Source organism: Oricola thermophila (assembly GCF_013358405.1).
Classification (GTDB): Bacteria; Pseudomonadota; Alphaproteobacteria; order Rhizobiales; family Rhizobiaceae; genus Oricola; species Oricola thermophila.
The window spans coordinates 3,437,686-3,454,706 of the sequence record NZ_CP054836.1 but is presented as its reverse complement, the minus strand read 5'-3'; the positions used below and the strand labels follow the sequence as shown (position 1 = coordinate 3,454,706).

15 protein-coding genes are annotated in these 17,021 nt (G+C 66.2%); 3 read left to right on the top strand and 12 right to left on the bottom strand.

The features are described from left to right. Window positions 1-4 precede the first annotated feature (4 nt). The 8 genes from HTY61_RS16660 to rimM form a co-directional block, all read right to left on the bottom strand. Window positions 5-1,183, bottom strand: coding sequence for a GGDEF domain-containing protein (locus HTY61_RS16660; RefSeq protein WP_175277859.1), 1,179 nt, complete (start codon window positions 1,181-1,183; stop codon window positions 5-7). A 166-nt stretch (window positions 1,184-1,349) separates the two neighbouring features. Next, a complete protein-coding gene (locus tag HTY61_RS16655; protein WP_175277858.1) occupies window positions 1,350-2,228 on the bottom strand; it encodes an endonuclease/exonuclease/phosphatase family protein in 879 nt (292 codons plus the stop codon). A 35-nt stretch (window positions 2,229-2,263) separates the two neighbouring features. Beyond that, a complete protein-coding gene (gene leuC / locus HTY61_RS16650; RefSeq protein WP_175277857.1) occupies window positions 2,264-3,670 on the bottom strand; it encodes a 3-isopropylmalate dehydratase large subunit in 1,407 nt (468 codons plus the stop codon). Between the two features lie 261 nt (window positions 3,671-3,931). After that, complete coding sequence (locus tag HTY61_RS16645) at window positions 3,932-4,747, bottom strand: amino acid ABC transporter permease (RefSeq protein ID WP_175277856.1); 816 nt, start codon at window positions 4,745-4,747, stop codon at window positions 3,932-3,934. 46 nt (window positions 4,748-4,793) lie between these two features. Then, window positions 4,794-5,591 carry a transporter substrate-binding domain-containing protein gene (locus HTY61_RS16640; protein ID WP_175277855.1) on the bottom strand — a complete coding sequence of 266 codons (798 nt, stop codon included), beginning with the start codon at window positions 5,589-5,591 and terminating at the stop codon, window positions 4,794-4,796. Between the two features lie 155 nt (window positions 5,592-5,746). Next, window positions 5,747-6,277: a 50S ribosomal protein L19 gene (gene rplS, locus HTY61_RS16635; RefSeq protein ID WP_175277854.1), complete on the bottom strand. Its 531-nt coding sequence runs from the start codon at window positions 6,275-6,277 to the stop codon at window positions 5,747-5,749. Window positions 6,278-6,451: 174 nt separating this feature from the next. Continuing rightward, window positions 6,452-7,156, bottom strand: coding sequence for a tRNA (guanosine(37)-N1)-methyltransferase TrmD (trmD, locus tag HTY61_RS16630; protein ID WP_175277853.1), 705 nt, complete (start codon window positions 7,154-7,156; stop codon window positions 6,452-6,454). Beyond that, window positions 7,153-7,725 (bottom strand): ribosome maturation factor RimM, encoded by a 573-nt coding sequence (gene rimM / locus HTY61_RS16625; RefSeq protein WP_175277852.1) that lies wholly within the window; start codon window positions 7,723-7,725, stop codon window positions 7,153-7,155. The genes trmD and rimM overlap by 4 nt, the downstream gene beginning before the upstream one ends. Window positions 7,726-7,822: 97 nt before the next feature. Between rimM and HTY61_RS16620 the strand changes: the two genes are divergently transcribed. From HTY61_RS16620 to HTY61_RS16610, 3 genes are all read left to right on the top strand, one after another. Beyond that, a complete protein-coding gene (locus HTY61_RS16620; protein WP_175277851.1) occupies window positions 7,823-8,770 on the top strand; it encodes a tyrosine recombinase XerC in 948 nt (315 codons plus the stop codon). A 62-nt stretch (window positions 8,771-8,832) separates the two neighbouring features. Then, window positions 8,833-9,909, top strand: coding sequence for a TraB/GumN family protein (locus HTY61_RS16615; protein ID WP_175277850.1), 1,077 nt, complete (start codon window positions 8,833-8,835; stop codon window positions 9,907-9,909). Window positions 9,910-10,074: 165 nt separating this feature from the next. After that, window positions 10,075-10,272 carry a hypothetical protein gene (locus HTY61_RS16610; RefSeq protein WP_175277849.1) on the top strand — a complete coding sequence of 66 codons (198 nt, stop codon included), beginning with the start codon at window positions 10,075-10,077 and terminating at the stop codon, window positions 10,270-10,272. Window positions 10,273-10,367: 95 nt separating this feature from the next. Here the strand turns inward: HTY61_RS16610 and HTY61_RS16605 are convergent, their stop codons facing one another. The 4 genes from HTY61_RS16605 to HTY61_RS16590 form a co-directional block, all read right to left on the bottom strand. Then, window positions 10,368-11,153, bottom strand: coding sequence for a MipA/OmpV family protein (locus HTY61_RS16605; protein ID WP_175277848.1), 786 nt, complete (start codon window positions 11,151-11,153; stop codon window positions 10,368-10,370). 105 nt (window positions 11,154-11,258) lie between these two features. After that, window positions 11,259-12,668: a dihydrolipoyl dehydrogenase gene (gene lpdA / locus HTY61_RS16600; protein WP_175277847.1), complete on the bottom strand. Its 1,410-nt coding sequence runs from the start codon at window positions 12,666-12,668 to the stop codon at window positions 11,259-11,261. A gap of 69 nt (window positions 12,669-12,737) precedes the next feature. After that, window positions 12,738-13,964, bottom strand: a complete 1,227-nt coding sequence (odhB, locus tag HTY61_RS16595; protein ID WP_175277846.1) for a 2-oxoglutarate dehydrogenase complex dihydrolipoyllysine-residue succinyltransferase — start codon at window positions 13,962-13,964, stop codon at window positions 12,738-12,740. Window positions 13,965-14,007: 43 nt separating this feature from the next. Further along, on the bottom strand, window positions 14,008-16,998 hold the full coding sequence (locus HTY61_RS16590; RefSeq protein ID WP_175277845.1) for a 2-oxoglutarate dehydrogenase E1 component: 2,991 nt from the start codon (window positions 16,996-16,998) through the stop codon (window positions 14,008-14,010). Window positions 16,999-17,021: the final 23 nt, after the last annotated feature.

Here is a 17,021-nt window from a genome sequence, read left to right as displayed (position 1 = left end):
TCCCTCATGCGACGGCACCCGAAGCCTGCGGTGACCGTTCCGTGGCGACGCACACCCGGTTCCTGCCCGAGGTCTTCGCGTCGTAGAGCGCGTCGTCGGCGCGCTTTCCGACTTCGCGCAGCGTTTCGCCATGCCGCCATCCGGCGACGCCGAAACTGATCGTGACCGATGCGCCCTGCAGGCACTCGAGTTCGAGGTCCTCGACGACGACCCGCACCGATTCCGCGTATAGGCGCGCCATGCCCTCCCCGCCATCCGCGACCAGTATGGCGAATTCCTCGCCGCCCCAGCGCGCCACGATGTCGTTCTCCCGCGCCGCGCCCTGGAGGATGCGCGCGACCCGGGCGATGACCGTGTCCCCGACATCGTGGCCGAACCGGTCGTTGATCGACTTGAAACCGTCGATGTCGGCGAGGACGAAGCCATGCCCGGACGCGCCCGGACGATGCCTTGCCTGCAACCTTGACACGGCGGCGTCGAAGCCGCGCCGGTTCAGGACGCCCGTCAGGGGATCGGTATGGCTGTTGCGCGTCAGCGTGGCGACGATTTCCATTCCGTAGATCGCGAACAGCGTCGCCACGATGGCCACCGTCGCGACGACGATCGAGAAACGCAGCGAGGAGCCGGTCAGCGAGCCCGCATAGTTCGCCTCGGTCAGCAGGTGGCCTTCCAGCCAGAGCATCGCCGCCGTGCGCAGGACGAACTGGCCGGCATTGACGATGAACAGGATCTGGAGGAACCGGTCTATGCGCCGCCTGATTCCGGACCGGATGGCCACGGCGAGATAGGCGAGGGCGGCGGCCGCCGCGCCGTTCATCACGATCACGCGGGCCACGACGCTGTCGTCGACGAACCGGAACCAGCTCACCGCGGCCAGGATCACCGCCACGCAGATGCCGTATACCGCCCACGGCACGGGCACCCTGTAGAGGCGAAGAATGCCGGCGCCGAAGGCCACGCCCGCGCCGAGGAACGGCACGATCGCGGCGAAGATGGCGAAATCCGCCGGCATTTCCGCCCGGAAATAGTCCGCGCCATAGCCGCAGGCGCGCAGGAGGTAGGAAAGCGCGAGCAGGCCGGCGGACGCGAATTGCGGCATGTGGCGCCGGATCTCGAGGAACCCGAACGCGAAAGCCAGAAACACCAGCGGACCGATCAATTCGAAGAAAGCCTGCCCCTGCACCGCCCTACCTGCGAAAATACCCCCCGGCCCGAAAGCCAGGACATTGTGGGCAAGGACTAGCCCACACCGCTTGACGCGAGGTTAACCTTCGCCACGATCGGGCGAGGCGCTGGATCCAGCGATTCGTGGATTTCCTTTCCGCCAAGAGCGGGCCGCCCGCCGGCGGTCAGGAGCCGGAAAGGTCGAACACGGCGGAAATCGGATAATGGTCCGACGGATAGCGGCCGACGGGCCGGGCCCTGTGAATGGTCGGCCCGTGGATCATGACCAGGTCCGGACCATGCAGGATGTGGTCGATGGCGAGCCGGAAGGGCAGCCCTATGCCGAGGTGGAAGGTCGGCGCCAGCAGCCGGCCGCCCTCGAGCCCGGCGCTCCGGATGATCTCGAGGACCGGCGCGCCGCGATGGGCATTGAAGTCGCCAAGCACGATGACCGCCCGGCCGGCCGCGCGCATCGCCGCTGCGCGCTCTGCAATCATCTCCGCCGCGCGCAGCCGGTTGCCCGGCGAGCGGATGTCCGTGTGAACGTTGAAGAAGGTGATCAGCCGCCCGCTGGCGCGGTGCCGGAGCGTTGCCGTCGAGGCGTAGTAGTCGAAGCCGCCGTCGAAGGAGCGCGAATAGATCACGTCCGGCGTATCGGAGTAGTAGAAGAAGCCCTGGTCGACCGCCTCGAAGACATCCGGCCGGTAGAGCACCGGCTGGGTCGAGGGATAGGTCTCCGGATCGCCGAAGGCTGCAACTGCGTAGCCGGGCACGGTTTCGAGGATCCAGTCGAGCTGCCGGTTGACGCGGTTGAACTTGCCACCTGCGAAGGTTTCCATCTCCTGGAAGGCAATGACGTCGGCGCCGATCCGCTTCAGGACCTCCGTCACCGCGCCGCGCCTGCGCTGCCAGCGCGGCAGGCCGGACGGGTCGCGGATATAGCCGATATTGAAGCTGGCAACGCGAAAGGCGCCGTCCGGTGCCGGCGGCGAAGCCGGGGCGATTGCCCCGGCGACGGAATGGCCCGCGATGACGAGAAGCGGCAGCGCAGCCAGCGCTGCCACGAGAAGGACAAGCCTGCGGACGTACCGCAACGGCCTCAAAGCTTGCGCACGTCCACGAAGTGGCCGGCGATAGCGGCTGCGGCGGCCATGGCGGGCGACACCAGATGGGTGCGGCCCTTGAAGCCCTGGCGGCCCTCGAAGTTCCGGTTGGAGGTCGACGCGCAGCGCTCGCCCGGCTTCAGCCGGTCGTCATTCATGGCAAGGCACATGGAGCATCCCGGCTCGCGCCACTCGAAGCCGGCCTCGATGAAGATCCTGTCGAGGCCCTCGGCCTCGGCCTGTTCCTTGACGAGGCCGGAACCCGGCACGACCATCGCGCTGACGCTGTCGGCGACCTTCTTGCCTTCCACGACCTTCGCCGCGGCCCGCAGGTCCTCGATGCGTCCGTTGGTGCAGGAACCGAGGAAGACCCGGTCGATGGCGATGTCGGTCATCTTCGTGCCCGGCTTCAGGCCCATGTAGTCGAGCGCGCGCCATTTCGATGCGCGCTTGTTGGCGTCCTCGATCTCGTCGGGATTCGGCACCACGCCCTCGATGGAGACAACGTCCTCGGGCGACGAGCCCCAGGTGACGATGGGCGGCAGGTCGGCCGCATCCAGCTCGACCACCTTGTCGAAATGGGCGCCCTCGTCGCTCTTCAGCGTCTTCCAGTATTCCAGCGCCATGTCCCAGGCCTTGCCCTTGGGCGCGCGCGGCTTGTCCTTGATATATTCGAAGGTCGTCTCGTCCGGCGCGATCAGCCCGGCGCGCGCGCCGCCCTCGATGCTCATGTTGCAGACCGTCATGCGGCCTTCCATGGACAGCGAGCGGATCGCCTCGCCGGCATATTCGATCACGTAGCCGGTGCCGCCGGCGGTGCCGATATGGCCGATGATGGCGAGGATGATGTCCTTGGCCGTCACGCCCTCGGGAATCTTGCCGTCCACGCGGACCAGCATGTTCTTCGCCTTGCGCTGGATGAGCGTCTGGGTGGCGAGCACGTGCTCGACCTCGGAGGTGCCGATGCCGTGCGCCAGCGCACCGAAGGCGCCGTGGGTGGAGGTGTGGCTGTCGCCGCACACGATGGTCATGCCCGGCAGGGTGAAGCCCTGTTCCGGCCCGACGATGTGGACGATGCCCTGCCGCTTGTCCTTCTCGGAATAGTATTCGACGCCGAAGTCCGCGGCATTCTTCGCCAGCGCCTCGACCTGGATGCGGCTTTCCTCGTTCTTGATGCCCTCGACCCGGTCCGGCGTGGTCGGAACGTTGTGGTCGACGACGGCAAGCGTCTTGGAGGGCGCGTGCACCGTGCGGCCGGCCATGCGCAGTCCCTCGAAGGCCTGCGGGCTGGTCACCTCGTGCACGAGGTGGCGGTCGATATAGAGCAGCGAGGTGCCGTCCTCGGCCGTGTCGACCAGGTGGTCGTCCCAGATCTTGTCGTAAAGTGTGCGCGGTGCGGTCATTGTTGCGTCATCCATTCAGGGCCGTGAAGAAAGCGAAAGCCGGCATGTTGCCGGGAGCGTCGGTAGGGCTCAGCCGAGCCGTGCGAGCTGCATCAGCGCAACGCGCGCAAAGAAGCGCGACGGCAGGCGCTTGCGGTCCTGCAGCGTGAAGCCCTTGAAGCCGGGATGTCCGAACAGCTCTTCCATGGCGGCGTATCTATCAACTTTCCCCGCTCACGGCAATCTGGTCCTCGCCGGTGGCCGCGACAAGGTCCGCGCCGCTCAGGACGCGTCCCCGCCGGCACGCCGCATCCGCCTTTCCAGCCTCCTCAGCAGCAGCGACAGGCCGACGGTGAGGACGAGATAGATGTAGGCGACGATGGAATAGGTCTCGAAGAAGCGGAAGGAGCCGGCCGCATAGACCTTGCCCATCTGGGTGATGTCGGCCACGCCGAGCACCGAGACCAGCGAGGAGTCCTTGACCATGGCGACGAAATCGTTGCCAAGCGGCGGCAGGATGGTGCGGATGGCCTGCGGGAACACGATCAGCCGGAATCGCTGCCAGCGGTTGAGCCCGAGCGCTTCCGCCGCCTCGATCTGGCCCTCGTCGACGGCAAGGATGCCGGCGCGGAACACCTCGGCGATGAAGGCGGAATAGCCGATCATGAGCGCCAGCACCGCGCGCCAGAGAAGCGATAGGTCGCGCACCAGGATCTCTTCCATCAGGCCCGCCTGCTGCAGCGGAGCGGTGACGGCGTTGATGAGCCAGACGAGGCCGGGCGCGCCCACGAAGGCGATGTAGAACAGCAGCACGAGGATCGGCACACCGCGGATCACCTCGACATAGAAGCGGGCGATCTGCCGCAGCGCCAGCGATCCGGACAGGCCCATTAGCGCGATCACAAGGCCGAGCAGCGAGGCGAGCGCGAAGCCGACCAGCGTTACGAAGACCGTGATCCGGGCGCCCCTGACGACCGTGGAGAAGACCTGGCTGTAGATGTCGCTGGCCGCGATGACCACCGCCAGCACCAAGCCGATCGCGCCGAGCGCGACCAGCCACCACGGAAAGTCCTTGCTGCCGTTCCCGTCAGCGCGCACCGCCTGCCTCCCGCCGCCTGGCGCGCATTCCCCTTCGCATCGGCCCCTATTCGCCGAGCTTGTAGTCGAGGAACCACTTCTTGTTGAGCGCGTCGAGCGTTCCGTCGGCCCTCATGGCCGCGATCGCGGCATTGATCGGCGCGACGAGATCGGAGCCCTTCGGAAAGATGAAGCCGAAATCCTCGGAACCCAGCGGTCCGCCGATCACCTTCAGCTTGCCGCCCGACGATTCGACATAGCCGTTCGCCGCCACGCCGTCGGTGAGCACGAGATCGACATCGCCGGCCCGCAACGCCTGCACGGTGGCGCCGAAGGTCTCGAACAGCTTGATGCGCGGATTCTGCTCGTCGCCGTCGAGGATGTCGTAGACGGAGACGTAGAACGGTGTCGTGCCCGGCTGGGCGGCGATCAGCAGCCCGTCCTGCTCCGCGAATTCCTTCTCGTCGGAGAAGCGATCCTCGTCCGCGCGCACCAGCATGCGCATTTCCGAATGCATGTAGGGATCCGAGAAATCGACCTTTTCCTTGCGGTCGTCGCGGATCGTGATGCCGGTCATGCCCATGTCGTACTGGCCGTCCGAGACGGCCTGGATCATCGCATCCCAGGAGGTGTTCTGGTACTCGACCGTGACGTTCAGCCGCTTCTCGACCTCGGCCATGGCGTCATATTCCCAGCCGATCGCGGCGCCCGATTTCGGATCGATGAACTGCAACGGCGGATAGGCGTTCTCGGTGACGACGACGATGGTGCGTCCGCCGAGATCCGGCAGCTCCTGCGCGGTCGCCGCGGCGGGAAGAAGTGCGAGGGCGGCGCAAGCGCCGAGTACGAAACGACGGGAAATCATGACAGCCTCCATTCATGCCGGGCGCGGATGCGCGTCCGGCCCCGGGCGAGACACTGGCAAGAAAAACCCTGCGGGATCAAGCGCCGGCGCGCGAATCGCAAAGAAAAGGCGGGCTGAAAGCCCGCCTTGACTAACCTGCAGGACGCAGAAAATCCTTACGCGTTGTTCTCTTCTGCCGGAGCCTCGGCCTCGGCGGCCTTCGCGGCCTCCTCGGCAGCCTTTTCGGCGGCCAGCGCTTCCGCAGCGGCGATCTTCTCGGCCTCGAGACGCGCCTTCTCGTCGAGCATCTTCTGGCGCTCTTCCTCGTTCAGCTTGCGGGAACGGGCATTGGTGTTCTCGCTGATGCGGGCCTTCTTGCCCGTCAGGCCGCGCATGTAATAGAGCTTGGCCCGGCGCACCTTGCCTCGACGCACCACCTCGACGGCCTCGACCAGCGGCGAGTAGACCGGGAACACGCGCTCCACGCCCTCGCCATAGGAAATCTTGCGCACAGTGAAGTTCTCGTTGAAGCCGGCGCCGGAACGCGCGATGCACACGCCCTCATAGGCCTGCAGACGGGTGCGCTTGCCTTCCGTGACGCGCACCTGCACGCGAACGGTATCGCCCGGGGAGAACTCCGGGAGCTTGCGCTTTTCGAGAATCTTGGCGGCCTGTTCGGCCTCGAGCTGGCGGATGATGTCCGTCATTGTTCCATTCCTCTTGTTCTTTTGAACCGCCAGAGCGCTCACAATGGGCAGAAAGTGCGAAGACCGTCATGCCTGGCCCGAGGGCCGGAGCGTTTTCACGAGCTCGTAATTGCTGTTGAGATCGGGACATGCCGCCCGAATTCCGCGCGTCCATACAGGAGAACGAGGCATTTGTCACGCCCCCTCGTCATCCTTTCGGGGCGCAAGAAGGTCCGGCCGCCTTTCCCGCGTCAGTTCCTCCGCCCGCTCCCGGCGCCATTTCCCGATCTTCGCATGGTTGCCGGAGGTCAGCACTTCCGGGATGGTCCGGCCTTCCCACTCCGCCGGGCGGGTATAGTGCGGGTGTTCCAGCAAGCCGTCCTCGAAGCTCTCCGTCTCGCCCGATTCGGCATTCCCCATCACGCCCGGCAGCAGGCGGATCACCGCGTCGAGGACGACCTGCGCCGCCACCTCGCCGCCCGACAGCACGTAGTCGCCGATCGAGACTTCCTCGAGGTCGCGCCCGTCGATGACGCGCTGGTCGACGCCCTCGAAGCGGCCGCAGACGATGACGACGCCGGGGCCCTCGGCCAGCGCGCGCACGCGCTTCTGGGTCAGCGGCTTTCCGCGCGGGCTCATCAGCAGGCGCGGGCGCGGATCGTCGGGCCCGGCATTGGCGTCGAGAGCGGCGGCAAGAACGTCGGCGCGCATCACCATGCCCGCTCCGCCGCCGGCCGGCGTGTCGTCGACGCTGCGATGCCTGTCGGTGGCGTAGTCGCGGATCTGCACCGTTTGCAGGTCCCATGTGCCCTGCGAAAGCGCCCGGCCGGCCAGCGCCTGGCCCAGCGTGCCCGGGAACATGTCCGGATAGAGGGTGAGAACGGTCGCGCGGAAACTCATGCCCCTTCGTCCCCTTCGCCGTTCCCGGGCCCCCGCGCCTCGATCTCCCCGGGGCGGATCAGCGTCAGCGTGCCGGCCTCGAAGTCGATCGTGGGCACGGTCTCGCGCGAGAACTCAACCAGGAAGGCGCGCTTGCGCGCGATCCCTCCCGATGCGGTGGACGGTGCGATCTCCAGCAGGTCGCCGGCGCCGAAATTGTGCACGGCGATCACCTCCCCGATCCTCGCGCCATTCTCGTCCAGCGCGTCCAGGCCGACCAGGTCGGCGACGAAGAACTCGTCCTCGTCCAGCGCCTCGTCGGGAAGCTGGTCGCGGTCGATATAGAGCTCGACGCCGTTCAGCGCCTCGGCCTGGGCGCGGTCGGTCACCTGCGCGAAGCGGACGACGACAACGGTCTTTGCCGGGCGAATGTCGGTGACGTCGAAGGCGCGTCCCTGCGCATCGTAGAGCGTGCCGTAATCGCCGAGCGCCAGCGGATCCGCGGTGTAGGATTTCACGCGCAGCTCGCCGCGCACGCCGTGCGGCGCGCCGATGACCCCCATCAGGACGGGATTGTCCGGCTTTCCCATTCGTCACTCCGTGTCTGCCGCGCACGCGATACAGCCTTTTGGGTTTCGCGCCAAGCGCTGCAATCGCCCGGTAACCATTGCCGGGCAATATGCGGACATGACCGAAACCGATGCACTTCTCGTCAATGCCAGGCCGGATCTCGCGGCTGCGCGCAAGACCTGGCTGGACCGCCTTGCGTCGGAGCGGCGGCTGGCCGACAAGACGATCGAGGCCTATGAGCGCGACACGCGCCAGTTCCTCGCCTTCCTGACGGAGCACCTGGGCGCTCCCCCGGGACTGGCCGACGTCGCCGGGCTGAAATCGCTCGATTTCCGCGCCTTCCTGACCCGCCGCCGCGCCGGCGGCGCGGGTGCCCGCACGCTGGGACGCGGTCTTGCCGGCATACGTTCCTTCATGCGCTATCTCGAGCGCGAGGGGCTGGCCAACGCCGCCGCCGTCACGTCCATGCGCGCGCCGCGCCAGCCGAAGTCCCTGCCCAAGCCGCTGACCGCCTCCGACGCGCTGCGCGTGGTCGACGCCTCGGAACAGCTCAACGAGGAACCGTGGATCGCCGCCCGCAATGCCGCCGTCCTGACGCTGCTTTACGGTTGCGGCCTGCGTATCGGGGAGGCGTTGTCGCTGACCGGCGAAGCCCTTTGCGACCGTCGCGAGCGCGCGCTTCGCGTCACCGGCAAGGGAAACAAGACGCGCATGGTACCGCTGCTGCCGGTGGTCTTCGACGCCACGGAACTCTATCGCCGGCTTTGTCCCTGGGATCTGGCGGCCGGCGAGCCGCTATTCCGGGGCGCCCGCGGAGGGCCGCTGCGGGCAGCCGTCCTGCAGCGCGACATGCGCAGGCTCAGGAGCGCGCTCGGCCTGCCCGAGACCGCCACGCCGCATGCGCTGCGCCACTCCTTCGCCACGCACCTGCTCGGCAACGGCGGAGACCTGCGCACGATCCAGGAACTTCTCGGCCATGCCAGCCTCTCGACCACGCAGGTCTATACCGGCGTCGACACGGCGCGACTGCTGGACATCTACCGCAAGGCTCATCCGCGCGCCTGAAACCCTGCATTCACGGAGCCGTCTTAACGGATTCGTCGGCATTTTCGGCTAGCGTCCCGCCCATGAATGGCATCACCGCTTACCTGGACCGCCTGTCCGGACCGATTCTCGCCGCGCTTGGCCTTGCCAACGCGCTCTTCGTCGCGAGCTTTCTCGTGGTCCTGTTTGTCGCCGCCCAGGCCCTGCCGGCGGCGTCCGCCGAGGCGTGCGGCGGGGAGAACCTGCTCATCGAGATGCAGCACGATGACCCGGACGCCTATGCGGCGCTCCTGGAGGAGGCGGCAAGGACGGTCAACGGCGACACGCTCCTGTTCCGCGTCGAGAAGGACGGCGTGGAGCCGTCCTGGCTGTTCGGCACCATGCACCTGACGGATCCGCGCGTGACCGCCATGCCGCCGGCGGCCGAGGCCGCCTTCGCGAAAGCGCGCGCGGTCGCCATCGAATCGACCGAGATCCTCGATCCGGCCAAGGCGCAGATGGCGCTGTTCTCCAAGCCGGAACTGACCATGTTCACCGACGGTAAGGGCCTGTCGGACTATCTCGACGAGGGGCAGCGCGCGATCCTCGAGCAGGGACTGGCCGAGCGCGGCGTGCAGCTGGCGCTGGTCGAACGCATGAAGCCCTGGCTGATCACCGCCATGGTGGCGCTGCCGGAATGCGAGATGGAACGCAAGAAGGAAGGCCAGCCCTTCCTCGACATCAGGCTCGCCCAGGACGCCGAGCGCGAGGGCAAGGACCTGGTCGGCCTGGAGACGATCGTCGAGCAGTTCGAGGCCATGGCCTCGCTGCCCATGGAGTTCCACGTCAGCGGCCTCGTCGACTCGCTCCGGCTCGGTGACCGGGTGGACGACGTCATCGAGACCATGATCGCGCTTTACGCCGAGGGGCGGACCGGCGCCGTGTGGCCGATGCTGCGCTGGGTGACGGCGGACGTTTCCGGCGGGGACACCGACGCCGGCTATGCGGAATTCGAGGAAACCATGGTCCATGTCCGCAACGAGACCATGGTGAAGCGCGCGCGACCGCTGTTCGATGCGGGCGGCGCCTTCGTCGCCGTCGGCGCGCTGCACCTGCCCGGCGAGAAGGGCATCGCCGCCCTGCTCGAAGAGGCCGGCTACACGGTCACGCCGGTCTACTGACGCCGTCCCCGCAGCCGCAACGGCCGAAATGCGGCCGGAGACATTCCGGCAATACCGGCCGGGTGACGCGCGAATTCGTGATCGGCTCCACCCTTGGCGAAAACCTCACCTTGCGTTAACCTGTGGGGAGCCCGAATTGTTCCGGGCCGGGAAAAGGAGCAGCGCATGTCTATCAAAGCACTGGGCCTTGGACTTGCGACCGTTCTCTTCGTTGCCGGCAGCGCGGTTGCCTGTCCGATGCACGAGACCGTCGCGAAAAACCAGACACCTGTCGACCTGCATGCACTGAAGAAGGTGCAGACAGCGGAAATTCCGGTCGATGCGTGGCTGATCAAATATCTCGACGCATGGCAGAAAGCCTGAACGTCGGCTGATCTCCAGAAAACTCCAACCCGGCGTTTCACCGAAACGTCGGGCCTTTTCTTGCCGTCGCGGCGGCCGGCAGGATCCGCCTGTCTCTAGAAATCGATCCGGAAGCTGCGCGTGAGGCCGAGGCGGAAACCGAACTGGTTCCGGGAACCGGCGCCGGTTACCGGGGAATTGGCGGCATCGCCCGTCAGCCGGTCATAGCGCGCGCTCCCTTCCAGCGCCCAGTTCTCCGACAGGTCGAAGCGCGCCGAGGCCGCCAGTCCGTAGGACTTGAAACCGGACCGCGCATCGAATTGCGGCATGCCCGATGCAATCGCCTCGGCTGCCGTGACGCCGAAATAGGTATCCATGTATTCCGCGTCTGCGAACGAGGCGCGCGGCCCGGCGGCCAGTGTCAGCCGGTCGCCCGGACGGGCCACGAGATCCGCGCCGATTTCGCCGACCATGCCGTCATGCCCGGTGACGCCCCGGCGCACCTCGCCGAACACCCGGAAGCCAGGTGTCGCATAGGACAGTCCGAGACCCAGCTCGACCGCTGCATCGACGTCGGCGAGGCCGGCCAGGGCCGGCGTGTCGGCGGCCTTGCGCGCGCCGCGAAAATTGAAGGACGGATATGGCGACAGACCCATGCCGTCACCGCCCCCGATCTGGAAGCCGTTGGAGAAGGTCAGACGCTTCAGCCGGAAGGTGGGAAACGGGCTGACCAGATATTCCGACGAGCTTTCGTAGCGCGGCGCGACAGCGCCCCCGCCGCCAAGCTCGAACTCGATGCCCGGCGGCATGTCGCCGGCCATGGAAGGCGCGACGCCGGCCAGGAGGAAGGCGGCAAGCAGTGTTGTCGCCGGCTGGCCGGCCCGTCGGCATGGAGTGAACAAGATCCCGTATCCTCGTGAAAAAGACGGTGAGCGCACGATGCGCTCACCGTCTTTCTACAATCTGCAACAAAACCGTTAAGTCTTGTTTACTTTTTCGGATGGCCGTCACATGTGGATCGGCTTGCCGAAAGCGGTCGCCAGCGCCGACTCCCGCACGGCTTCGGACAGGGTCGGATGCGCATGGCAGGTCCGTGCCAGGTCTTCCGACGATCCGCCGAACTCCATCAGCACCGCCGCCTCGTGGATCATCTCGCCGACGCCGTGACCGACCATGTGCACGCCGAGCACGCGGTCCGTCTTCTTGTCGGCGAGGATCTTGACGAAGCCGTCTGTCGCCAGCATGGCGCGCGCGCGGCCATTGGCGGTGAACGGGAACTTGCCGGAGACATACTCGATGCCGGCCTTCTTCAGCTCTTCCTCGGTCTTGCCGACGGAGGCGACTTCCGGCTCGGTATAGACCACGCCGGGAATCACGTCATAGTTCACGTGCCCGTGCTGGCCGGCAATGACCTCGGCCACCGCCATGCCTTCGTCCTCGGCCTTGTGCGCCAGCATCGGGCCGGCGACCACGTCGCCGATGGCATAGACGCCGGTGATTGAGGTCTGCCAGTGCTCGTTGACCTGGACGCGGCCGCGCTCGTCCAGCACGACCCCCGCCTTCTCCAGTCCGAGGCCCTCCGTGTAGGGCTTGCGCCCCGTCGCGACCAGCACGACATCCGCGGCCACGGTCTGCGCGTCGCCGCCCTTGGCCGGTTCGAAAGTGACTTCCGCGCCCTTGGCCGTCTTGTTGACCGCGGTGACCTTCGCACCGAGATTGAACGTCATGCCCTGTTTTTCCAGCATCCGCTGGAACTGCTTAGACACCTCGCCGTCCATGCCGCCGAGAATCGTGTCGAGATACTCGACCACGGTGACTTCCGCGCCGAGGCGCTTCCATACCGAGCCGAGCTCAAGGCCGATCACGCCGCCGCCGACGACCACCAGGCGGCCCGGCACCTTTTCAAGCGCCAGCGCGCCGGTGGACGACACGATCACCTTCTCGTCGAATTCGACATCGACGCCGGGAATGCCGGCGACATCGGAGCCGGTGGCGATGACGATGTTTTTCGCCTCGATGTCCTTGGCCTTGCCGTCGTCCCCGGTCACGGAGATCTTGCCCTCGCCGAGCACCTTGCCGGTGCCCCGCAGCACGTCGACCTTGTTCTTCTTCATCAGGAAGGCGACGCCGTCGACATTGGCCTTCACGGTGGCGTCCTTGTGCGCCATCATCGCCTTCAGGTCGAGTTTCGGCTTGCCCACCTTCACGCCCATCTTCGGCAGCGTGTGTTCGGCCGCGACGAATTGCTCCGACGCCTGCAGCAGTGCCTTGGACGGGATGCAGCCGATGTTCAGGCAGGTGCCGCCCAGCGTGTCGCGTTTTTCCACGATCGCGGTCTTCAGGCCGAGCTGCGCGCACTTGATGGCGCATACATAGCCGCCCGGTCCCGATCCGATCACCACAACGTCATAGGCCATTTCTTGTCCTTTCCGCGCGTTTCGCGCCTGACGGTCGATTGAGTTCTGTCCCTGTCCGCGACGGCGGGATCAAAGATCGAGAACGAGACGTTCCGGATCCTCGAGGCTCTCCTTGACCCGCACCAGGAAGGTCACGGCCTCCTTGCCGTCGACGATGCGGTGGTCGTAGGACAGCGCGAGGTACATCATCGGCCGGATCACGACCTGGCCGTTGAGGGCCACCGGGCGCTCCTGGATCTTGTGCATGCCGAGGATACCCGACTGCGGTGCGTTCAGGATCGGCGAGGACATCAGCGAGCCGTAGACGCCGCCGTTGGAGATGGTGAAGGTGCCACCCTGCATGTCGGCCATCGACAGCGTGCCGTCGCGCGCCGCCTTGCCGAGCCGGCCGATCTCCTTCTCGATTTCCGCGATCGACATCTGGTCGGCATCGCGCACCACCGGCACCACGAGGCCCTTGTCGGTGCCGACTGCCACGCCGATGTGGCAGAAGTGCTTGTAGATGATGTCGGTGCCGTCGATCTCGGCATTGACCGCCGGAATCTCCTGCAGGGCGTGCGTCACCGCCTTGGTGAAGAAGCCCATGAAGCCAAGCTTCACGCCATGCTTCTTCTCGAACAGCTCCTTGTACTTCTTGCGCAACTCCATCACCGCCGTCATGTCCACCTCGTTGTAGGTGGTCAGCATGGCGGCCGTGTTCTGTGCGTCCTTGAGGCGGCGCGCGATGGTCTGGCGCAGCTTGGTCATGCGCACGCGCTCCTCGCGCGCGGCGTCAGCCTCCGGCGACGGCCCGCGGGCGCTTTTCGGCGCTTCCGCCGGCTGGGGCGCGGTCGCGCCCGATGCGATGGCATCGATCACGTCGCCCTTGAGGACCTGGCCGCGCTTGCCGGTGCCGGAGACCTGTTCCGCGGCGATGCCCTTGTCGGCCATCATCTTGGCGGCGGCAGGAGAAGGCGGCATGTCGCCGGTCCCTTCCGCGGCCGGGGCGGCCGGCTTTTCCTCGGCCTTCGCCGGGGCCGCCTCTTCCTTTTTCGCCGGAGCTGCCGCTGGCGCGCCCGCGCCCTCGTTCAGCATGCCGAGCAGCGCGTCGACCTCGACCGTGTCGCCTTCCTTGGCGACGATCTCGCCCAACGTGCCGGCGGCCGGCGACGGCACTTCCAGCGTCACCTTGTCGGTTTCCAGCTCGACGAGCGTCTCGCCGTCGGCGACGGCATCGCCGACATTCTTGAACCACTTGCCGATCGTCGCCTCGGTCACGGATTCGCCCAAGGTGGGTACGCGGATTTCTGTTGCCATTGTTCAGTCTTTCCAGGTCAAAGTCGGGGTTCCGGTCGTGCCGTCATTCTCCGAGGGCGTCCTCGAGGAAGGCGGCAAGCTGTTCCTTGTGTTTCGACATCAGGCCCGTCGCCGGCGAGGCCGCGGCGGGGCGGCCCGTATAGCGCACGCGCTGGTGCTTGGCATTGATGTGGGCAAGCACCCATTCGAGATACGGATCGATGAACGACCATGCGCCCATGTTCTTCGGCTCTTCCTGGCACCAGACCATGTCGGCGTTCTTGAAGCGCGACAGTTCGGTGATCAGCGCCTTGGCCGGGAACGGATAGAGCTGTTCCAGGCGCAGGAGATAGATGTCGTCGATGCCGCGCGCCTCGCGCTCCTCGTAAAGGTCGTAATAGACCTTGCCGGTACACATCACGACGCGGCGGATCTTCGAATCCGTCACCAGCTTGGTCTTGGAATCCTTGCGGTATTCCGCATCGTCCCACAGCAGCCGGTGGAACGCGCTCTCGCCGGACATCTCGGAAAGCGACGAGACGGCCCGCTTGTGACGCAGCAGCGATTTCGGCGTCATCAGGATGAGCGGCTTGCGGAAGTCGCGCTTCAGCTGCCGGCGCAGGATGTGGAAGTAGTTGGCCGGCGTGGTGCAGTTCGCGACCTGCATGTTGTCCTCGGCGCACATCTGCAGGAAGCGCTCGAGGCGTGCCGACGAGTGTTCCGGCCCCTGGCCCTCGTAGCCGTGCGGCAGCAGGCAGACGAGGCCGGTCATGCGCAGCCACTTGCGCTCGCCCGACGAGATGAACTGGTCGAAGACAACCTGTGCACCGTTGGCGAAGTCGCCGAACTGCGCCTCCCACAGCGTCAGCCCGTTGGGCTCGGCCAGCGAGTAGCCGTATTCGAAGCCGAGGACCGCCTCTTCCGACAGCATCGAGTTGATGACCTCGTAGCGCCCCTGGGCCGGCGAGATGCTGTTCAGCGGCACGTAGCGGCTCTCGGTCTCCTGGTCGTAGAGGACCGAGTGGCGCTGCGAGAAGGTGCCGCGCTCGCAGTCCTGCCCCGACAGGCGCACGCCGTAGCCCTCGTGGCACAGCGAGCCGAAGGCCAGCGCCTCCGCCGTCGCCCAGTCGATGCCCTCGCCGGTCTCGATCATCTTGGCACGGTTGTCCATGAACCGCTTGATGGTGCGGTGGACGTTGAAGCCCTCGGGAACCTGGGTCAGCTTCTTCCCGATCTCCTTGAGGGTCTTCATCGGCACGGCCGTCTTGCCGCGCCGACGCTCGTCCTCATTGTCGGCCTTGGACAGGCCCGACCACTTGCCGTCAAGCCAGTCGGCCTTGTTCGGCTTGAAGGAGTCGCCGGCCTGGAACTCGGCTTCCAGATGCTCGCGCCAGTCCGACTTCATCTTCTCGTATTCGTCGACGGTGATCAGCCCCTCGGCGATCAGCTGCTCGGCATAGAGCTGCGCGGTCGTCTTGTGGGTGCGGATCTTCTTGTACATCAGCGGCTGGGTGAACGCGGGCTCATCGCCCTCGTTGTGACCGAACCGCCGGTAGCAGAACATGTCGATGACGACCGGCTTGTGGAACAGCATGCGGAACTCGGTGGCCACCTTGGCCGCATAGACCACGGCTTCCGGATCGTCGCCGTTCACGTGGAAGATCGGCGCCTCGATCATCTTCGCCACGTCGGACGGGTAGGGCGAGGAACGCGAGAAGCGCGGATTGGTGGTGAAGCCGATCTGGTTGTTGATGATGAAATGCACCGTCCCGGCGACGCGGTGGCCGCGCAGCGCCGACAGGCCGAGGCATTCCGCGACCACGCCCTGGCCTGCGAATGCCGCATCGCCGTGGATGAGCAGCGGCAGCACCTTGGAGCGTTCCTCCAGCCCCACGACCTCGGGACGCTGCGCGCCGCCGGCGTGCTGGTCCTGCTTGGCGCGCGCCTTGCCCATGACCACGGGATCGACAATTTCCAGGTGCGACGGGTTGGCCGTCAGCGAGAGGTGCACCTTGTTGCCGTCGAACTCGCGGTCCGACGAGGCACCGAGGTGGTACTTCACGTCGCCGGACCCCTCGACATCGTCCGGCTGATAGGAGCCGCCCTTGAACTCGTGGAAGATGGCGCGGTGCGGCTTGCCCATGACCTGGGAGAGCACGTTGAGGCGGCCGCGGTGGGCCATGCCGAGGACGATGTCCTTCAGCCCCATCGCGCCGCCGCGCTTGATGATCTGTTCAAGTGCGGGAATCAGCGACTCGCCGCCGTCGAGGCCGAAGCGCTTGGTACCCTTGTACTTGACGTCGATGAACTGCTCGAAGCCCTCCGCCTCGACCAGCTTCTGCAGGATCGCCTTCTTGCCGTTCGGCGTGAACGTCACGCCCTTGTCGGGCCCCTCGATGCGCTGCTGGATCCATGCCTTCTCCTCCGGATTGGAGATGTGCATGAACTCCACGCCGATGGTCGAGCAGTAGGTCCGCTTCAGGATGTCGAGCATCTCGGGGATGGTGGCGTATTCCAGCCCGAGAACGTTGTCGATGAAGATCTTGCGGTCGTAGTCCGCCTCCGTGAAGCCGTAGGACGACGGGTCGAGCTCGTTGTAGTCCTCCTTCGGCTCTGCGAGGCCGAGCGGGTCCAGGTTGGCGTGCAGGTGGCCGCGCATGCGGTAGGCGCGGATCATCATGATCGCGCGCACGGAATCGCGCGTCGCCTGCATGATGTCGGCCTCGGCGGTTGTCGCGCCGGCGGCTTCCGCCTTCTCCTTCAGCTTCGCGCCCATGTGCGCCTCGACCTCGGCCCAGTTGCCGTCGAGCGCCGATGTCAGTTCGCCATTCGGGGTGATCGGCCAGTTGTCGCGCTCCCAGGAGGCGCCCTGCGCGTTCTTGCGCACGTCCTCGGGCCGGTCCTGGAGGTCGCCGAAAAAGGCCTGCCACTCGACCGGAACTGAAGCAGGGTTGTCCTGATACTGGGCGTAGAGTTCCTCGATATAATGGGCATTGCCGCCATAGAGGAACGAAGTGGAGGCGAAAATGTCGTTCAGTTTGTCGGTGCGTGCCATGTGCTTCACCTTTTCGGGCAGGT

What these genes read in the sequence shown, in the direction of transcription:
- HTY61_RS16590 (WP_175277845.1), bottom strand. Translation starts at nt 16,998, where the DNA reads ATGGCACGCACCGACAAACTGAACGACATTTTCGCCTCCACTTCGTTC.
- HTY61_RS16615 (WP_175277850.1), top strand. Translation starts at nt 8,833, where the DNA reads ATGAATGGCATCACCGCTTACCTGGACCGCCTGTCCGGACCGATTCTC.
- rplS (WP_175277854.1), bottom strand. Translation starts at nt 6,277, where the DNA reads ATGACGGACATCATCCGCCAGCTCGAGGCCGAACAGGCCGCCAAGATT.
- trmD (WP_175277853.1), bottom strand. Translation starts at nt 7,156, where the DNA reads ATGAGTTTCCGCGCGACCGTTCTCACCCTCTATCCGGACATGTTCCCG.
- HTY61_RS16610 (WP_175277849.1), top strand. Translation starts at nt 10,075, where the DNA reads ATGTCTATCAAAGCACTGGGCCTTGGACTTGCGACCGTTCTCTTCGTT.
- leuC (WP_175277857.1), bottom strand. Translation starts at nt 3,670, where the DNA reads ATGACCGCACCGCGCACACTTTACGACAAGATCTGGGACGACCACCTG.
- odhB (WP_175277846.1), bottom strand. Translation starts at nt 13,964, where the DNA reads ATGGCAACAGAAATCCGCGTACCCACCTTGGGCGAATCCGTGACCGAG.
- HTY61_RS16640 (WP_175277855.1), bottom strand. Translation starts at nt 5,591, where the DNA reads ATGATTTCCCGTCGTTTCGTACTCGGCGCTTGCGCCGCCCTCGCACTT.
- rimM (WP_175277852.1), bottom strand. Translation starts at nt 7,725, where the DNA reads ATGGGAAAGCCGGACAATCCCGTCCTGATGGGGGTCATCGGCGCGCCG.
- lpdA (WP_175277847.1), bottom strand. Translation starts at nt 12,668, where the DNA reads ATGGCCTATGACGTTGTGGTGATCGGATCGGGACCGGGCGGCTATGTA.
- HTY61_RS16620 (WP_175277851.1), top strand. Translation starts at nt 7,823, where the DNA reads ATGACCGAAACCGATGCACTTCTCGTCAATGCCAGGCCGGATCTCGCG.